We start from the raw sequence: 16,061 nt of genomic DNA on the forward strand, positions 1-16,061 counted from the left end.
TGCCGCGTGACCGGTCGGTAACATGGCGTAAACATGGCAGCCGGCTGGCGCGCGTGTCCTCAGAGTCCGCGCGTGGCAAAAGGTTGCGGTAGCATGGCGGCCTTGACAAGCGTCGGACGAATGGGCCGGCGCAGCCGTTCGCTCAACTGAGGAATCCAAGATGGCATCGAAATCGCCGCCGGCCGGGCCGGCACGCTACGCGCACACCGCGATCGCGCTGCACTGGCTGATCGCGCTGCTGATCGTCTGCGGCTTCGCACTCGGCTGGGTCATGACCGACATCCCCGGCTTCACGCCGACGAAGCTGAAGTACTTCTCGTGGCACAAGTGGATCGGCGTGACGGTGTTCGCACTGGCCGTCGTGCGCGTGCTGTGGCGCGCGACCCATGTGCCGCCGCCGCTGCCGGGCGACACGCCGGCGTGGCAGCGCGCGGTGTCGCACGGCGTGCACATGCTGCTGTACGTGCTGATGATCGTGATCCCGGTAACGGGCTACCTGTACAGCTCGGCATCGAACATCCCGGTCGTCTACCTCGGCATCGTGCCGCTGCCGCGCCTGATCGATCCCGATCCGGTGCTGAAGGAAACCTTCAAGACGCTGCACGTGTCCTTGAATTACATTCTGCTTGCGCTCGTCGCCATGCACGTGCTCGCGGCGCTCAAGCACCAGTTGTTGGACCGCGACGGCCTGCTGTCGCGGATGCTTCCCTCCGCCAAATGAAGGATCCCATGAAAGTGTCTTTCTCCCGCTCCATGCTGACCGCGTTCGCCGCGGTGTCACTTGTCGCGTCGGCCGCGGCGCATGCCGACGTCGATCTCTCGAAGAGCAAGGTGTCCGCCGTGTCGAAGCAGATGAACGTGCCGACCGAAGGCGCGTTCAAGAAGTTCTCCGCGCAGGTGAAGTTCGACCCCGCGAAGGCGGCGCAGGGCAGCGCGCAAATGTCGATCGACATCGCGAGCTTCGACCTCGGCGACAAGATGTACAACGAGCAGGTCACGGGCAAGGACTGGTTCGACGCGAAGGCGTATCCGCAGGCGACCTTCGCGTCGTCGGCGATCGCGCCGGCCGGCGGCAACAAGTACAACGTGACCGGCAAGCTGACGATCAAGGGCAAGTCCGAGACCGTCACCGTGCCCGTCACGGTCACGCAGAGCGGCGCGACGCAGACCTTCGACGGCGTGCTGCCGATCAAACGTTCGGCATTCAACGTCGGCACCGGCGAGTGGAAGGACACGTCGATCGTCGCCGACGAAGTGCAGATCAAGTTCCATCTCGTCGCCACGAAGTAAGCGGCGGGCTGTCGCATCACCCCGAATGCCGCGCGAGGGCGCGGCGCTGTTCCAAGGAGAAAGCATTTGAAAAAGCATCTGATCATCGCCGCGGGCGCGCTGGCCGCCTCGCTGTCGTTCTCGGCATTCGCCGACAGCGCGACGTACCAGTTCGACCCGAGCCACACGTACCCGAGCTTCGAGGCCGACCACTTCGGCGGCCTGTCGGTCTGGCGCGGCAAGTTCGACAAGTCGAGCGGCAGCGTGACGCTCGACCGCGCGGCGAAGACCGGCACGGTCGACGTGACGACCGACGTCGCGTCGATCCAGACGGGCAGCGCGAAGCTCGACGAGCACCTGCAGACGGCCGAGTTCTTCGACGTCTCCAAGTTCCCGCAGGCGAACTACAAGGGCACCATCAAGTTCGACGGCGACAAGCCGGTGTCGGTGGTCGGCAACCTGACGCTGCACGGCGTCACGAAGCCGCTCACGCTGAAGATCGATTCGTTCAAGTGCATGCCGCATCCGATGCTCAAGCGTGAAGTGTGCGGCGTCGACGCGGTCGGCGAATTCAGCCGCGACGATTTCGGCCTCGACTACGGCAAGCAGTACGGCTTCAAGATGAAGACGAAGCTGCTGATCACGGCCGAAGCCGTCAAGCAGCAGTAACCCGCCAGGCCGGGCCGGCCGCCGCGTCACGCTCGCCGGCCCGTCGCGTGCCAGCCGCCGCGCTCCCGTTGTTCGGGGGCGCGGCGGTTTTTTTTGCGCGCCTATAATCGTGCGCACAGCTCGCGGCGCGAGAACGGACGCGTCGGACAGAACGTACAACGACAAGGAGATCGCCGATGCACGCCGTCACGCAGTCCAGCTCCATTGCTTCGTCGTCGCGCGTATGGCGCGCGGTGGTCGCCGCGTCGATCGGCAACGCGCTCGAATGGTTCGACCTCGTCGTCTACGGCTTCTTCGCGGTGACGATCTCGAAGCTGTTCTTTCCGGCCGGCAACGACACCGTGTCGCTGCTGCTCACGCTCGGCACGTTCGGTGTGTCGTTCTTCATGCGCCCGCTCGGCGCGATCGTGCTCGGCGCGTACGCCGACCGCGCGGGCCGCAAGGCCGCGCTCACGCTGTCGATCCTGCTGATGATGGCCGGCACGCTGGTCATCGCGGTACTGCCGACCTACCAGACGATCGGCGTCGCGGCGCCGCTGATCCTCGTCGCCGCGCGATTGATGCAGGGCTTTTCGGCCGGCGGCGAATTCGGCAGCGCGACCGCGTTCCTGGCCGAGCATGTGCCCGGGCGGCGCGGTTTCTTCGCGAGCTGGCAGGTCGCGAGCCAGGGGCTCACGACGCTGCTCGCGGCGGGTTTCGGCACCGTGCTGAACGCGCAGCTCACGGCCGGGCAGATGGCCGCGTGGGGCTGGCGCATCCCGTTCTTTTTCGGACTGCTGCTCGGGCCCGTCGCGTACTACATCCGCTCGAAGGTCGACGAGACGCCCGAATTCCTCGCGGCGGAAAGCACCGCGAACCCGCTGCGCGACACGTTCGCGTCGCACAAGGCGCGGCTCGTCGCCGCGATGGGCGTGGTGGTGCTCGGCACCGTCGCGACCTATCTCGTGCTGTTCATGCCGACCTACGGCGTGAAGCAGCTCGGCCTCGCGCCGTCGGCCGCGTTCGCGGCGATCCTCGTCGTCGGCGTGATCCAGATGGCGTTCGCGCCGCTCGTCGGCCACTGGTCGGATCGTTACGGCCGCGTACGCGTGATGCTCGCGCCGGCCGTCGGCATTCTCGTGCTGATCTATCCGGCGTTCGCGTATCTCGTCGCGCATCCGGGCTTCGGCACGCTGATCGCGCTGCAGGTGCTGCTCGCGTTTTTGATGACCGGCTATTTCGCGGCGCTGCCGGGGCTGCTGTCCGAAGTGTTTCCGGTGCAGACGCGCACGACCGGGATGTCGCTCGCGTACAACGTCGCGGTGACGATCTTCGGCGGCTTCGGGCCGTTCATCATCGCGTGGCTGATCCGCGCGACCGGGATGAAGACCGCGCCGAGCTTCTACCTGATGTTCGCGGCCGTGCTGAGCCTCGCGGCGCTGGTGGTGTTGCGGCGGCGGTTCGGGTTCCGGTGAGGTCGCGGCGACGCTGGCGGTGCGTCAGCCGCTTTCCGAGGGTGCGGTGGTTTTCAGGTACTGACATGCGTGCCGTCAGGTAGCCGCGCGCGCCGGGTAATGATATTTCAGCGATTACCGTCGTTCAAATTGAGCCTTGCCAATTCAGTCATGTCTTATAGCGATTTTGTCCCTCGCTTTGTAGAGTCCCGGGGGTATTTCGCAAATTACCCCGGCAATTTGGCGGGACAGGACTGATATGGCGGAGCGGGCACGACCGAAGACAGGTTTCGAAAAATGGCAGGCGATATGCGCGTACTGATGGCCTGGGTGTTGTCGATGTCCATCGGCGGCCTGTCGAGTGCGGCGGTCGCTGCCGACCACGTCTTCACCGGTACATTCCAGGGAACTGGCCGGCCCTGTTCGGGCGCACTCCATGTACGTGCCAAGACAATCGAATGGAATTCAACCTACAGCATCTGTGAGGCGACGCACTACGAAATTCTGGAAAGCGGACTGGATCGCGATCAGGAACGAATGGTCTTTCGTTTGAAGAACCGCAGCAGTCGATGCCGTTATTCCGTTGTCGAAGTCGAGCACGCGAGGGGTTACAACTGGAATGTGAGCGGCTACCAATCTTTGGAAGGATTTCGGAAAAGAAACTTGCCGGAATGGAGTAATTCGCCGTCACCGGAAAGACAAACGTTGTCGTGCCTGATGACCGGGCCGGATTGAGCCGGGGCCTGCAATCGTATTGGCAGGTCAGCCTTCCGGCTCGCACGTCGGCTTCGCCGGCATCAACGATGGTTTCGCCTCGATCGTCGCGACCGCGCGCTGCGCGAGCGCATTCAGCGCTTGCTGAAGCTGCCAGTCACTTGCCGTGCCGAATTCGCGCTGCGGAAGCGCCGCGCTCTTCGCCGTATCGATCTTCGCGCGCACGCGGGCTTCACGCAGTGCCTGCCGCGCCTTGCGGACCTGCGCGAACGGGTCGGGCGCGACCCGGTCCGCATACGGCGCGCGGGCGAGATCGACTTCGCGGTACCACAGCAGCACGCCGTCGACGTCCGAGTCGCGGCGCGGCGGCACGAGCCAGTCCGGCACGACGCCGTAGCCGTCCATCGGGCAGCCGTTCGGCCGCAGGTTGCGCGCGAACGTGAAAGCGAGGCGCGTGCCGTCGATAAGGTCGACGCCGGTCTGCGCGAGTCCCTTTCCGTAGGTCGGCATCCCGAGCAGCCGCGCGCGGCCGAGATCCTTCAGTGCCGCTGCCGTCGCTTCGGCGGCCGACGCGCTCTGTCCGTCGACGAGCACCACGAGCGGCACGGTGCGCCACCAGTCGTCGGCCTGCAGCGGCGCGAGCGGATCCTGGCCGCGCATGACCGGCAGTTCGTAGTCGGGCCAGTTGGTCGTGAAGCGGCGGCGCTTCGTGCCGTCGCGCTCGAGCGTGATCATCGCGGTACGGTCGCGCCCGGCGAACAGCGCGGTGATGCCGATCGCCGCATTCAGCGCGCCGCCGCCGTTGATGCGCAGGTCGAGGATCACGCCTTTCACCGGCGGCCCCGCGCGGCGCGCGGCCTGCACCGCGTCGATATAGCTGCCGACCGCGGGTTCCGGAAAGCTCGACAGCCGCGTGTACAGGATGTCGCCGGCGAGCCGCTTCGTCGTCGCCGGGTGTGGCCGGACGATCGCGCGGACCGGCGCGAAGGTCAGCGTCGCATGGTTCGGACCGCGCCGGACCGTGAGCTTCAGCGGCACGCCCGCGTCGCCCTTCGCGAGTTTCACGACCTCGCTGCTGTCGATGCCGACGACGCTCCGGTCGTTCATCGCGACGACGAGATCGTCGGGCCGCACGCCGGCCTGTTCGGCGGGCGCGTCGGGGATGACGTCGAGGATGTGCAGCCCGTCGGGCCGTGTCTCGAACACGATGCCGATGCCCGGCGTGCCGTCGCGCGCGCGGCGCTCGTCGTCGCGCCGTTCCTGCTCCTCCTTCGCGTTGAAGAAGCGCGCGTGCGGCAGCGTCTTGATCCCGTCGTGCACGGTGGCGTCGAGCAGCGCGCCGATGTCGACGTCGGTCAGGTGCTGCTTCTTCAGCACGTCGACCGCGGCCTTCAGTTCGCAGAGCTGCGGTTCCCAGTCGGGCGGGCAGGGTGACGGTTGCGACGCGGCGGCAGCAGCGGCCGCCGCGGCCGCGGACGGGGCCGCAGGCGGGACGGCAGGCGGCGCGGACGCGGATTGCGCGCGCGCGGCCGATGCGCATGCAACGAACGCAGCCGCGGCGGCTGCGCCGGTACTCCAGGCGACGATGCGATGAACGACACGCGTGGCTGGCATCATGAGGACCGCGGCTTCGGCGGGTGGCGGGGCGGGACGGTGACGCGATTGTAGCCGACGGTCCGTGCAGTCGCGACGGACGAGGAGGGCGGCGGCTCGCCCATGAAAAAAGGCCGGTCCACGAGGGACCGGCCTTCCGGTATCAGCCGAAGCGGTACGGCGCTTAAACCTGCGCGCCCGCGTTCGGATCGTCCGGATCGTGCGCGGTCTTCTTTTCCTTGATCAGGTCTTCGCGCTTGATGCCGAGCCACATCGCGAGCGAGCCCGCGACGAACACCGACGAGTAGATGCCGAACATGATGCCGACCGTCAGCGCGAGCGCGAAGTAGTGCAGCGTCGGGCCGCCGAAGAAGAACATCGACAGCACCATCATTTCCGTCGACGTGTGCGTGATGATCGTCCGCGACATCGTGGTCGTGATCGCGTGGTTGATCACTTCCTGCACGCTCATCTTGCGTTCGCGGCGGAACGTTTCGCGGATCCGGTCGAAGATGACGACCGACTCGTTGACCGAGTAGCCGAGCACCGCGAGGATGGCCGCGAGCACCGCCAGCGAGAACTCCCACTGGAAGAACGCGAAGAAGCCGAGAATGATCACGACGTCGTGCAGGTTCGCGATGATACCGGCGACCGCGTACTTCCATTCGAAGCGGATCGACAGGTAGATCACGATGCCGATCACCACGCACGCGAGCGCGAGGAGACCGTCGGTCGCAAGCTCGCGGCCGACCTGCGGGCCGACGAACTCGACGCGCTGCAGCGTCACGTCGGGGCTTTGCGCCTTCAGCGCGGTCATCACCTGGTCGCTCTGCTGCGCGGACGTGAGGCCTTCCTTCAGCTGCAGGCGAATCAGCACGTTGCGCGACGTGCCGAAGTTCTGCACCTGCGCATCGGCATAGCCGAGCTTGCCGAGCGTGTCGCGCACGGGTTCGAGCTGCGCGGCCTGCTGGTACTGGACCTCGATCACCGTGCCGCCGGTGAATTCGACGGACAGGTGCAGCCCGCGGTGGAACAGGAAGAACACGGCGGCGAGGAACGTGACCAGCGAGATCACGTTGAACACCAGCGCGTGCCGCATGAACGGAATGTCTTTACGGATGCGGAAAAATTCCATGGCTTCGTCTCCGGGGCCTTATTGGGTCGAGCCCGGTTTCTTCGGCGACACGCCTTGCTGCGCGCGGTTGCGCAGCTGCGGCTTGCCGACGCGCGGTGCGTCGCCCTTCGCGGGAGCGGCGAGCTTCGCGGCGCGCGCGGTGTCGGTCGATTCGTCGGCCGCGCCGAACGCTGCGCCTGCGGCACCGGCCGTGGCGCCTTCCGGCTTCCACACCTGGCCGATCGCGAGCGACTTCAGCTTCTTGCGGCCGCCGTACCAGAGGTTGACGATCCCGCGCGAGAAGAACACCGCGGAGAACATCGACGTCAGGATGCCGAGGCAGTGCACGATCGCGAATGCGCGAACCGGGCCCGAGCCGAACGCGAGCAGCGCGAGGCCGGCGATCAGCGTCGTGACGTTCGAGTCGAGAATCGTCGCCCACGCATGCGCGTAACCGGCCTGGATCGCGAGCTGCGGCGGCTGGCCGGCACGCAGTTCTTCACGCACGCGCTCGTTGATCAGCACGTTCGAGTCGATCGCCATGCCGAGCGCGAGTGCGATAGCGGCGATACCGGGCAGCGTCAGCGTCGCCTGCATCAGCGACAGCACCGCGACGAGCAGCAGCAGGTTCACCGACAGGCCGATCACCGAGATCACGCCGAACAGCATGTAGTACGCGATCATGAACACGGCGATCGCGCAGAAGCCCCAGATCACCGAGTGAACGCCCATCTTGATGTTGTCCGCGCCGAGGCTCGGGCCGATCGTGCGTTCCTCGATGATGTCCATCGGTGCGGCGAGCGAACCGGCGCGCAGCAGCAGCGCGAGATCGGCCGCCGCCTGCGGCGTCGGCTGGCCCGTGATCTGGAAGCGGTCGCCGAGTTCGGACTGGATCGTCGCGACCGTCAGCACCTCGCCCTTGCCCTTCTCGAACAGCACCATCGCCATCGGCTTGCCGATGTTCTCGCGCGACACCGCGCGCACCGAGCGGCCGCCCGCCGAGTCGAGGCGGATGTTGACCGACGGACGCTGGTGTTCGTCGAAGCCGGCCGACGCATCGATGATGCGGTCGCCGGTGAAGATCACGTCCTTCTTCAGCAGCACGGGCGCCTGGTTGCCCTGCGTGAACAGCTCCTCGCCCGGCGGCACGGGGTCGTTCGGATTCGGGTGCGTGTTGAGCGGATCGGCGAGGCGCGCCTCGAGCGTCGCGGTGCGGCCGATGATGTCCTTCGCCTTCGCGGTGTCCTGCACGCCCGGCAGTTCGACGACGATACGGTCGCTGCCCTGCTGCTGCAGGATCGGCTCGGACACGCCGAGTTCGTTCACGCGGTTGTGGAGCGTGGTCAGGTTCTGCTTGAGCGCGGCGTCCTCGACGGCCTTCTGCACGGCCGGCGTGAACGTGCCGACGACTTGCGTGCCGCCGCCGCCGGGCTGGGTCGCCCATTGCAGTTCGGTGACCGACGCGGCGAGCACCTTGCGGGCGTCTTCGGCCGTTTGCGCGTCGCTGAAGTTGACGACGACGGACTGGTCGACGCGGCTCACGCCGCCGTCGCGGATGTTCTTGTCACGCAGCAGCGCACGGGCGTCGGACGCGTCGGAGTCGAGCTTCTTGGTGAGCGCGCCCGTCATGTCGACCTGGAGCAGGAAATGCACACCGCCGCGCAGGTCGAGGCCGAGATACATCGGCAGGGCATGCAGCGCGGTCAGCCAGCGCGGCGACGCGCTCTGCAGGTTCAGTGCGACGACGTACTGCGGATCGTTCGGGTCGGTGTTCAGCGATTTCTGCAGCAGGTCCTTGACGCGCAGCTGCGTATCGGTGTCCTTCAGGCGCACGCGGATGTTCGCGTTGGACGCCGTGTTCTCGAAGGTGACGTCGTCCGGCGTGATCTGCGCGGACGCGAGCGCGGATTCGACCTGGGTCAGCGTGGTCGAGTCGAGCTTGACCGTGGCCTTGCCGCTCGACACCTGCACCGCCGGCGCTTCGCCGAAGAAGTTGGGCAATGTGTACAGAAGGCCGATGGCGAGCGCCACGACCATCACGACATATTTCCAGAGTGGATAACGATTCATGAGGGGGCCGAACGGGTGGTTGGCGTGAAAGCGTCGCGTCCGGCGCCGCGGCGGCCCGCGCTGTCAGGCGGGCACGGCGCGGGGAGCCGGACGCTCGGTGAAAACCTTACAGCGACTTGATCGTGCCCTTCGGCAGAATGGTCGTGACCGCAGCCTTCTGCACGGTGATTTCGGTGCCTTCGGCGATCTCGACGCCGATGTAGCCTTCGGTGACCTTCGTCACCTTGCCGACGAGGCCGCCGCTCGTGACGACTTCGTCGCCCTTCGCCATGGCCGCGAGCATGTTGCGGTGTTCCTTCTGGCGCTTCATCTGCGGACGGATCATGATGAAGTACAGCACCGCGAACATCAGGATGAGCGGCAGGAAGCTCATCAGGCTCGATTCGGCGCCACCGGCGCCTTGCGCGAAGGCATTGGAAATGAACGGCACGTTGGTCTCTCCGTAGGGGAAGATCGAAAAATAAGCCGGTTATTCTACCACCGGCCCCATGCGCGAACGGCTCGGCAAATGCGCTTTCGGATCAAGCTGTTAAGCGTGAAACGACACCGTTGCGACTCGTTTGGAAAGGCAATTGTAATGTTTGGCGGTCGCGACCGGCACCCAGAACGCGTTATTTAGTACACGTTCTATGTGACGGGCGCGCTGCGGGCCGCCGGCCCGTCAGTCGACCCCTCTCGCGCGATCCTCCGCGAAGCGCTGGCGGAATGCGTCGAACGTATGGGTCTCGATCGCGTCGCGGATCTCGCTCATCAGCTGCAGGTAGTAGTGCAGGTTGTGGATCGTGTTGAGCTGCGCGCCGAGGATTTCGCCGACGCGGTGCAGGTGATGCAGGTAGCCGCGCGAGAAGTTCTGGCACGTGTAGCACGTGCAGCTCGCGTCGAGCGGCTTCAGCGAGTTCTTGTGCGTCGCGTTGCGGATCTTCACGTCGCCGAAGCGCGTGAAGAGCCAGCCGTTGCGCGCGTTGCGGGTCGGCATCACGCAGTCGAACATGTCGATGCCGTTCGCGACGCCCTCGACCAGGTCCTCCGGCGTGCCGACGCCCATCAGGTAGTGCGGCTTGTGGGCCGGCAGCTTCGGGCCGACGTGCCGCAGCACCCGCATCATGTCTTCCTTCGGCTCGCCGACCGACAGCCCGCCGATCGCGAGGCCGTGGAAGCCGAGCTCCGACAGGCCCGCGAGCGATTCGTCGCGCAGGTCCTCGAACATCCCGCCCTGGACGATCCCGAAGAGCGCGTTCGGGTTGCCGAGCCGGTCGAACTCGTCGAGCGAGCGCTTCGCCCAGCGCAGCGACATGCGCATCGACTCGGCCGCCTCCTTGTGCGTGGTCGGCACGCCGTTGGTCGCGTACGGCGTGCACTCGTCGAACTGCATCACGATGTCCGAGTTCAGCACCTTCTGGATCTGCATCGACACTTCCGGCGACAGGAACAGCTTGTCGCCGTTGATCGGCGACGCGAACGTCACGCCGTCCTCGGTGATCTTGCGCAGGTCGCCGAGCGAGAACACCTGGAAGCCGCCCGAGTCGGTCAGGATCGGCTTGTTCCAGCCCATGAAGCCGTGCAGGCCGCCATGCGCGTCGATCGTGTCGAGGCCGGGTCGCAGCCACAGGTGGAACGTGTTGCCGAGGATGATCTGGGCCTTGATCTCGTGCAGCTCGCGCGGCTGGATCGCCTTCACGGTGCCGTACGTGCCGACCGGCATGAAGATCGGCGTCTCGACCACGCCGTGGTTGAGCTTCACGCGGCCGCGGCGCGCATGGCCGTCGGTCGTCAGCAGTTCGAATTCGAGCCCGTTCGCGGGGCGGTCCTGCACGGGGGCGTGCGGATGAGCGTGCGTATCGTGGGATGAACCTTCGGTCATCGCGTCATTCTCCTTGCCACCGGAAAACAGTCCGGCGCACGTTGGAAACGCCGCCGGGCAACCGGCGGCGGGGAAAAGCGGGTGCGCGCCATCGTAGCGCGTACCGCAGCAAAACGGGGGCGACAGCGCGGGGACAACGGCGCGACGGCGCGACGCGCAGCGGCCGCAGCGCGGTCGCGGGCCGGCGTGTCTTCGCACCTGCCGCGCTTACGCGCGCGGTGCCTCCGGCGTGTCGCGCCGCGTGAGCAGCATCGCGTCGCCGTAGCTGAAGAAGCGGTAGCGTGCGTCGATCGCGTGCCGGTACGCGGCGCGGATCGTCTCGACGCCCGCGAACGCCGACACCAGCATCAGCAGTGTCGACTTCGGCAGGTGGAAGTTCGTGACGAGCCGGTCGACGATCCGGAAAGCGTAGCCGGGCGTGATGAAGATGTCGGTCTCGGCCTGCGTCGCCGCGAGCGGGCGGCCGGCTTCGTCGGCGCTGCGCGCCGCGGCTTCGAGCGCGCGCATCGAGGTCGTGCCGACCGCGATCACGTTGCCGCCGCGCGCGCGGGTCGCGGCGATCTTGTCGACGAGCGACTGCGGCAGGTCGTACCACTCGCTGTGCATCTTGTGCTCGGCGAGGTTCTCGACGCGCACCGGCTGGAACGTGCCGGCGCCGACGTGCAGCGTCAGCGTCGCGCGCTCGACGCCCATCGCGTCGAGCTGCTCGAGCAGCGGCTGGTCGAAATGGAGCCCGGCCGTGGGCGCGGCGACCGCGCCCGGATTGCTCGCGTAGACGGTCTGGTAGCGCGTTTCGTCGGTCGCGTCCGGATCGTGCTCGATATAGGGCGGCAGCGGCAGGCGGCCGAACTGCTCGATCAGGTCGAGGCACGGCTCGGGGAAGATCAGCGTGAAGAACGGCTCGACGCGCTCGCCGACCGTCACGTCGAACGCGTCGGCGAGGCGCAGCGTCGTGCCGGCGCCCGGCGACTTGCTCGCGCGGATCTGCGCGAGCGCGGTGTGCGTGCCGGTCACGCGCTCGATCAGTACCTCGATCTTGCCGCCGCTGGCCTTCTGGCCGAAGAAACGTGCCTTCAGGACCTTGGTATCGTTGAACACGAGCAGGTCGCCGGGCGCGATGCACGACGGCAGCTCGGCGAAGCGGCGGTCGACGAGGTGCGCGGGCTCGACGGTGCCGTCGACCTCGAGCAGGCGGCTCGCGGTACGGTCGGGCAGCGCGGTTTGCGCAATCAGCTCGGGAGGCAGATTGAAATCGAAATCGGAAAGCGTGAACATGCGGGCTGGTTCGAAACGGCCGGCGGGCGCCGCCGACAGGGCGGAAACGCATGAATGGAGCGCGCGAGCCGCTATGATGGCGGGATGCGCGGCCTGGCCGGCGTCGTTCGTTCGGACGACGTGAAAGCCGCTATTGTACTTGCCTTGCGAAGCACCCAGACGATCCGATGCCTGTGTCACCACGCCGTTCCACCGCCGCCGTTGCCGATTCCGCCGATCCGTTCGACGCGGACGATGCCGCGTTGCCCGCGCGCAGCGCGGGGGAGCACGAGCCGCCGCGCAGTATTGCGCCGCGCCGCACGGGCCCGAAGCGCGGTGCCGACGGCCGGCTCGCGCAGCCGGCCGCGGCCGCGCCCGACGCCGAACCGGGCGCGGGCAGCGACGAGGCGGGCGCAGCGGGACCCTCCGGTGCGAAACGCAAGAAGAAGCCGGCCGCCGACAAACCCGTGAAGACCGTCGACAAGCTCGCGAAGCTCGGCCTCACGCGCTCGATCGATCTCGTGCTGCATCTGCCGATGCGCTACGAGGACGAAACCACGCTCACGCCGATCGGCGAACTGCTGCCGGGCGGCATCGCGCAGACCGAAGGCGTCGTGTTCGACAACGAGGTCGCGTACCGGCCGCGTCGGCAGCTCGTCGTGAAGATCCAGGACGACGACGGCGAGCAGCTCGTGCTGCGCTTCCTCAATTTCTACGGCTCGCAGGTCAAGCAGATGGCCGTCGGCCAGCGGCTGCGCGTGCGCGGCGACGTGCGCGGGGGCTTCTTCGGGATGGAGATGGTGCATCCGGCCGTGCGTGTCGTCGAGGCCGATGCGCCGCTGCCGCAGGTGCTCACGCCCGTCTATCCGAGCACGGCCGGCGTGTCGCAGGCGTATCTGCGCAAGGCGATCGAGAACGCGGTCGAGCGCACGCCGCTGCCCGAGCTGCTGCCGCCCGAGATCGAGCGCGACTACCTGAAGCCGCTCGGCGTGCCGACGCTCGCGCAGGCCGTGCGCATCCTGCACCACCCGGCCGTCGATTCCGACGAAGCCGCGCTGATGGACGGCTCGCATCCGGCGTGGACCCGCATCAAGTTCGAGGAGCTGCTCGCGCAGCAGCTGTCGCTCAAGCGCGCGCACGAGGAGCGCCGCACGCGCGCGGCACCCGCGATGCCGCGCCGCGCCGCGACCGATGCCGATGCGCTGACCACACGCCTTTACGCGGCGCTGCCGTTCACGCTGACGGGCGCGCAGTCGCGCGTCGTCGACGAGATCGCGCACGACCTCACGCTCGCGCACCCGATGCAGCGGCTGCTGCAGGGCGACGTCGGCAGCGGCAAGACGGTCGTCGCGGCGCTGGCGGCCGCGCAGGCGATCGACGCCGGCTACCAGGCCGCGCTGATGGCGCCGACCGAAATCCTCGCGGAACAGCACGCGCGCAAGCTGCGCGCGTGGCTCGAACCGCTCGGCGTCACGGTCGCATGGCTCGCGGGCAGCCTGAAGGCGAAGGAGAAGCGCGCGGCGATCGAGGCCGCGGCGCTCGGCACCGCGCAGCTCGTGATCGGCACGCACGCGATCATCCAGGACACCGTCGAATTCGCGCGGCTCGGCCTCGTGATCGTCGACGAGCAGCACCGCTTCGGCGTCGAGCAGCGTCTCGCGCTGCGCGCGAAGGCCGCGAACGCGGCCAACGGCGCGCGCGATTTCCAGCCGCACCAGCTGATGATGTCGGCCACGCCGATCCCGCGCACGCTCGCGATGACGTATTACGCGGACCTCGAGGTGTCGACGATCGACGAACTGCCGCCGGGCCGCACGCCGGTGCTGACGCGCCTCGTCGGCGATGCGCGGCGCGAGGAGGTGATCGCCCGCGTGCGCGAGGCCGCGCTGACCGGCCGCCAGGTGTACTGGGTGTGTCCGCTGATCGAGGAGAGCGAGACGCTGCAGCTGCAGACGGCCGTCGAAACCTATGAAACGCTGGCCGCGGCACTGCCCGAACTGAAGGTCGGGCTCGTGCACGGGCGGCTGTCGCCGGCCGACAAGGCGGCCGTGATGGAGGCCTTCACGCGCAACGACGTGCAGCTGCTCGTCGCGACGACCGTGATCGAAGTCGGTGTCGACGTGCCGAATGCCTCGCTGATGGTGATCGAGCACGCGGAGCGCTTCGGCCTCGCGCAGCTGCACCAGCTGCGCGGCCGCGTCGGGCGCGGCACCGCGGCGTCGGTGTGCGTGCTGCTGTACACGGGCCCGCTGTCGCTGACCGGCCGCGAGCGGCTGAAGACGATGCGCGAGACGACCGACGGCTTCGAGATCGCGCGGCGCGACCTCGAGATCCGCGGCCCCGGCGAATTCCTCGGCGCGCGCCAGTCCGGCGCGGCGATGCTGCGCTTCGCGAACCTCGAGACCGACGGCTGGCTGATCGATCCGGCCCGCGACGCGGCGGCGCGGCTGATCGCCGCGTATCCCGACGTGGTCACGCAGCATCTCGCCCGCTGGCTCGGCGCGCGCGAGCAATATCTGAAGGCCTGATTCGCGCATTCAGGGTCGGATTTAAAACCGCCATTCAGCGCTGATTCGGCGTGTTGCGATACAGAGAAACTTGGCGAACCGGTGCCAACGGGTGTATAAATTAAACCTATCGCCTGTATATCCCTGATTGACCCACAATGACCCTGACTGAATTGAAATACATCGTCGCGGTCGCGCGCGAACGGCACTTCGGTCGCGCGGCCGAAGCGTGCTTCGTGAGCCAGCCGACGCTGTCGGTGGCGATCAAGAAGCTCGAAGACGAGCTCAACGTGCAGATTTTCGAGCGCGGCGCGAGCGAAGTGAGCGTGACCCCGATCGGCGACCAGATCGTCACGCAGGCGCAGCGCGTGCTCGAGCAGACCTTCGCGATCAAGGAGATCGCGAAGCAGGGCAAGGACCCGCTCGTCGGCCCGTTCCGGCTCGGCGTGATCTACACGATCGGGCCGTACCTGCTGCCGACGCTCGTCAAGCAGATGATCCAGCGCGTGCCGCAGATGCCGCTGATGCTGCAGGAAAACTACACGCTGAAGCTGCTCGAACTGCTGAAGCAGGGCGAGATCGACGCCGCGATCATGGCGCTGCCGTTCCCCGAAACCGGCCTGATGGTGCGGCCGCTGTACGACGAGCCGTTCGTCGTCGCGCTGCCGGCCGGCCATCCGTGGGAGAAGCGCGACGAGATCGACGCCGAGGACCTGAAGCAGGAAACCATGCTGCTGCTCGGCAACGGCCATTGCTTCCGCGATCACGTGCTCGGCGTGTGCCCGGAGCTGATGCGCTTCTCGCAGACGGCCGACGGCATCCAGAAGACCTTCGAGGGCTCGTCGCTCGAAACCATTCGCCACATGGTCGCGAGCGGCGTCGGTATCACGGTGCTGCCGCGGATGTCGGTCGCCGAGGTTGGTCCGCGCGCGAACGGCCCCGACGCCGAGTTGCTGTCGTACGTGCCGTTCAACGAACCGGTGCCGGATCGCCGCGTCGTGCTGGTGTGGCGCAAGAGCTTCACGCGGATGCCCGCGATCGACGCGATCAGCGAGGCGATCGCCGCATGCGAGCTGCCAGGCGTCGCGAAGCTCGACATGCCGGCGACGATGAACTGAGTGAACTGATCAGGGAGCAGTGCTCCCGAGGCAGGCGGATGAACGGGGTCTGGCGACCCCGTTTATTTTGCCTATCGAATAGATAAAATTTATTAAATTCAAAATATCGATAGACGTAATTAGAATCATTTCCATGGATTGCGTCGGATCGGCGGTTCGATTCGCACGTTGAATGCAAGCGTCAAAGGAGGATGTCATGATGCGGTCGGTACTGCAGCACGCGCAGCGGAACATCCCGTCGCGCGACGAGGTCGTCAATCGTGCGAGGGCCGCGGCCCGGAGCCTGCGCCCGATTGCGTTCGCGTACCTGGCGGACCGTACGTATGGCGGATGAGTGCCGTTGCATGCCGGTTCGGTGTTCCACGACTCACCGCCGTTCAGCCATGAGGGAGCGTTGCATGTCCGAAGTCCCGCAACCCGCATCGAAGGCCACGCGGCCTGACACCCCGTAGTACGACA

General features: G+C 67.0%; 13 protein-coding genes. 7 read left to right on the forward strand and 6 right to left on the reverse strand.

The window, feature by feature from the left end; genetic code table 11:
* Positions 1–160 precede the first annotated feature (160 nt).
* The 5 genes from U4012_RS05715 (at position 161) to U4012_RS05735 (ending at position 4,106) form a co-directional block, all read left to right on the forward strand.
* Complete coding sequence (locus tag U4012_RS05715; RefSeq protein ID WP_044844017.1) at positions 161–721, forward strand: cytochrome b; 561 nt, start codon at positions 161–163, stop codon at positions 719–721.
* Positions 722–729: 8 nt separating this feature from the next.
* Positions 730–1,290, forward strand: a complete 561-nt coding sequence (locus tag U4012_RS05720; RefSeq protein WP_124520275.1) for a YceI family protein — start codon at positions 730–732, stop codon at positions 1,288–1,290.
* A gap of 66 nt (positions 1,291–1,356) precedes the next feature.
* A complete protein-coding gene (locus U4012_RS05725) occupies positions 1,357–1,938 on the forward strand; it encodes a YceI family protein (protein WP_044844018.1) in 582 nt (193 codons plus the stop codon).
* Between the two features lie 176 nt (positions 1,939–2,114).
* Positions 2,115–3,392: an MFS transporter gene (locus U4012_RS05730; RefSeq protein WP_321796868.1), complete on the forward strand. Its 1,278-nt coding sequence runs from the start codon at positions 2,115–2,117 to the stop codon at positions 3,390–3,392.
* A 276-nt stretch (positions 3,393–3,668) separates the two neighbouring features.
* Positions 3,669–4,106, forward strand: coding sequence for a hypothetical protein (locus U4012_RS05735; RefSeq protein ID WP_321796870.1), 438 nt, complete (start codon positions 3,669–3,671; stop codon positions 4,104–4,106).
* A 27-nt stretch (positions 4,107–4,133) separates the two neighbouring features.
* On the opposite strand, the gene U4012_RS05740 is transcribed toward U4012_RS05735, so the two are convergent.
* From U4012_RS05740 to queA, 6 genes are all read right to left on the reverse strand, one after another.
* The gene (locus U4012_RS05740; RefSeq protein ID WP_321796872.1) at positions 4,134–5,702 is read right to left on the reverse strand and encodes a S41 family peptidase; all 1,569 of its coding nucleotides are present in this window, start codon (positions 5,700–5,702) and stop codon (positions 4,134–4,136) included.
* A 160-nt stretch (positions 5,703–5,862) separates the two neighbouring features.
* Positions 5,863–6,813 (reverse strand): protein translocase subunit SecF, encoded by a 951-nt coding sequence (secF, locus tag U4012_RS05745; RefSeq protein WP_044844020.1) that lies wholly within the window; start codon positions 6,811–6,813, stop codon positions 5,863–5,865.
* Positions 6,814–6,831: 18 nt separating this feature from the next.
* Positions 6,832–8,862, reverse strand: a complete 2,031-nt coding sequence (gene secD, locus U4012_RS05750; protein WP_321796875.1) for a protein translocase subunit SecD — start codon at positions 8,860–8,862, stop codon at positions 6,832–6,834.
* 106 nt (positions 8,863–8,968) lie between these two features.
* Complete coding sequence (yajC, locus tag U4012_RS05755) at positions 8,969–9,292, reverse strand: preprotein translocase subunit YajC (protein WP_006476868.1); 324 nt, start codon at positions 9,290–9,292, stop codon at positions 8,969–8,971.
* Between the two features lie 231 nt (positions 9,293–9,523).
* Entirely contained in the window at positions 9,524–10,723 is a 1,200-nt protein-coding gene (gene tgt, locus U4012_RS05760) for a tRNA guanosine(34) transglycosylase Tgt (RefSeq protein ID WP_044844022.1), read from the reverse strand.
* Between the two features lie 207 nt (positions 10,724–10,930).
* On the reverse strand, positions 10,931–11,998 hold the full coding sequence (gene queA / locus U4012_RS05765) for a tRNA preQ1(34) S-adenosylmethionine ribosyltransferase-isomerase QueA (protein WP_321796878.1): 1,068 nt from the start codon (positions 11,996–11,998) through the stop codon (positions 10,931–10,933).
* A 167-nt stretch (positions 11,999–12,165) separates the two neighbouring features.
* Between queA and recG the strand changes: the two genes are divergently transcribed.
* Both recG and U4012_RS05775 read left to right on the forward strand, forming a co-directional pair.
* The gene (gene recG, locus U4012_RS05770; protein ID WP_321796880.1) at positions 12,166–14,505 is read left to right on the forward strand and encodes an ATP-dependent DNA helicase RecG; all 2,340 of its coding nucleotides are present in this window, start codon (positions 12,166–12,168) and stop codon (positions 14,503–14,505) included.
* A gap of 137 nt (positions 14,506–14,642) precedes the next feature.
* On the forward strand, positions 14,643–15,602 hold the full coding sequence (locus U4012_RS05775) for a hydrogen peroxide-inducible genes activator (RefSeq protein ID WP_009689274.1): 960 nt from the start codon (positions 14,643–14,645) through the stop codon (positions 15,600–15,602).
* Positions 15,603–16,061: the final 459 nt, after the last annotated feature.

Source organism: Burkholderia sp. BCC1988, assembly GCF_905339895.1.
Taxonomy (GTDB): Bacteria; Pseudomonadota; Gammaproteobacteria; order Burkholderiales; family Burkholderiaceae; genus Burkholderia.

Excerpts from the sequence above, each read along its gene's own strand:
- U4012_RS05715 (WP_044844017.1), top strand. The coding sequence starts at position 161 with ATGGCATCGAAATCGCCGCCGGCCGGGCCGGCACGCTACGCGCACACC.
- U4012_RS05720 (WP_124520275.1), top strand. The coding sequence starts at position 730 with ATGAAAGTGTCTTTCTCCCGCTCCATGCTGACCGCGTTCGCCGCGGTG.
- U4012_RS05730 (WP_321796868.1), top strand. The coding sequence starts at position 2,115 with ATGCACGCCGTCACGCAGTCCAGCTCCATTGCTTCGTCGTCGCGCGTA.
- U4012_RS05735 (WP_321796870.1), top strand. The coding sequence starts at position 3,669 with ATGGCAGGCGATATGCGCGTACTGATGGCCTGGGTGTTGTCGATGTCC.
- U4012_RS05740 (WP_321796872.1), bottom strand. The coding sequence starts at position 5,702 with ATGATGCCAGCCACGCGTGTCGTTCATCGCATCGTCGCCTGGAGTACC.
- secF (WP_044844020.1), bottom strand. The coding sequence starts at position 6,813 with ATGGAATTTTTCCGCATCCGTAAAGACATTCCGTTCATGCGGCACGCG.
- secD (WP_321796875.1), bottom strand. The coding sequence starts at position 8,862 with ATGAATCGTTATCCACTCTGGAAATATGTCGTGATGGTCGTGGCGCTC.
- tgt (WP_044844022.1), bottom strand. The coding sequence starts at position 10,723 with ATGACCGAAGGTTCATCCCACGATACGCACGCTCATCCGCACGCCCCC.
- queA (WP_321796878.1), bottom strand. The coding sequence starts at position 11,998 with ATGTTCACGCTTTCCGATTTCGATTTCAATCTGCCTCCCGAGCTGATT.
- recG (WP_321796880.1), top strand. The coding sequence starts at position 12,166 with ATGCCTGTGTCACCACGCCGTTCCACCGCCGCCGTTGCCGATTCCGCC.
- U4012_RS05775 (WP_009689274.1), top strand. The coding sequence starts at position 14,643 with ATGACCCTGACTGAATTGAAATACATCGTCGCGGTCGCGCGCGAACGG.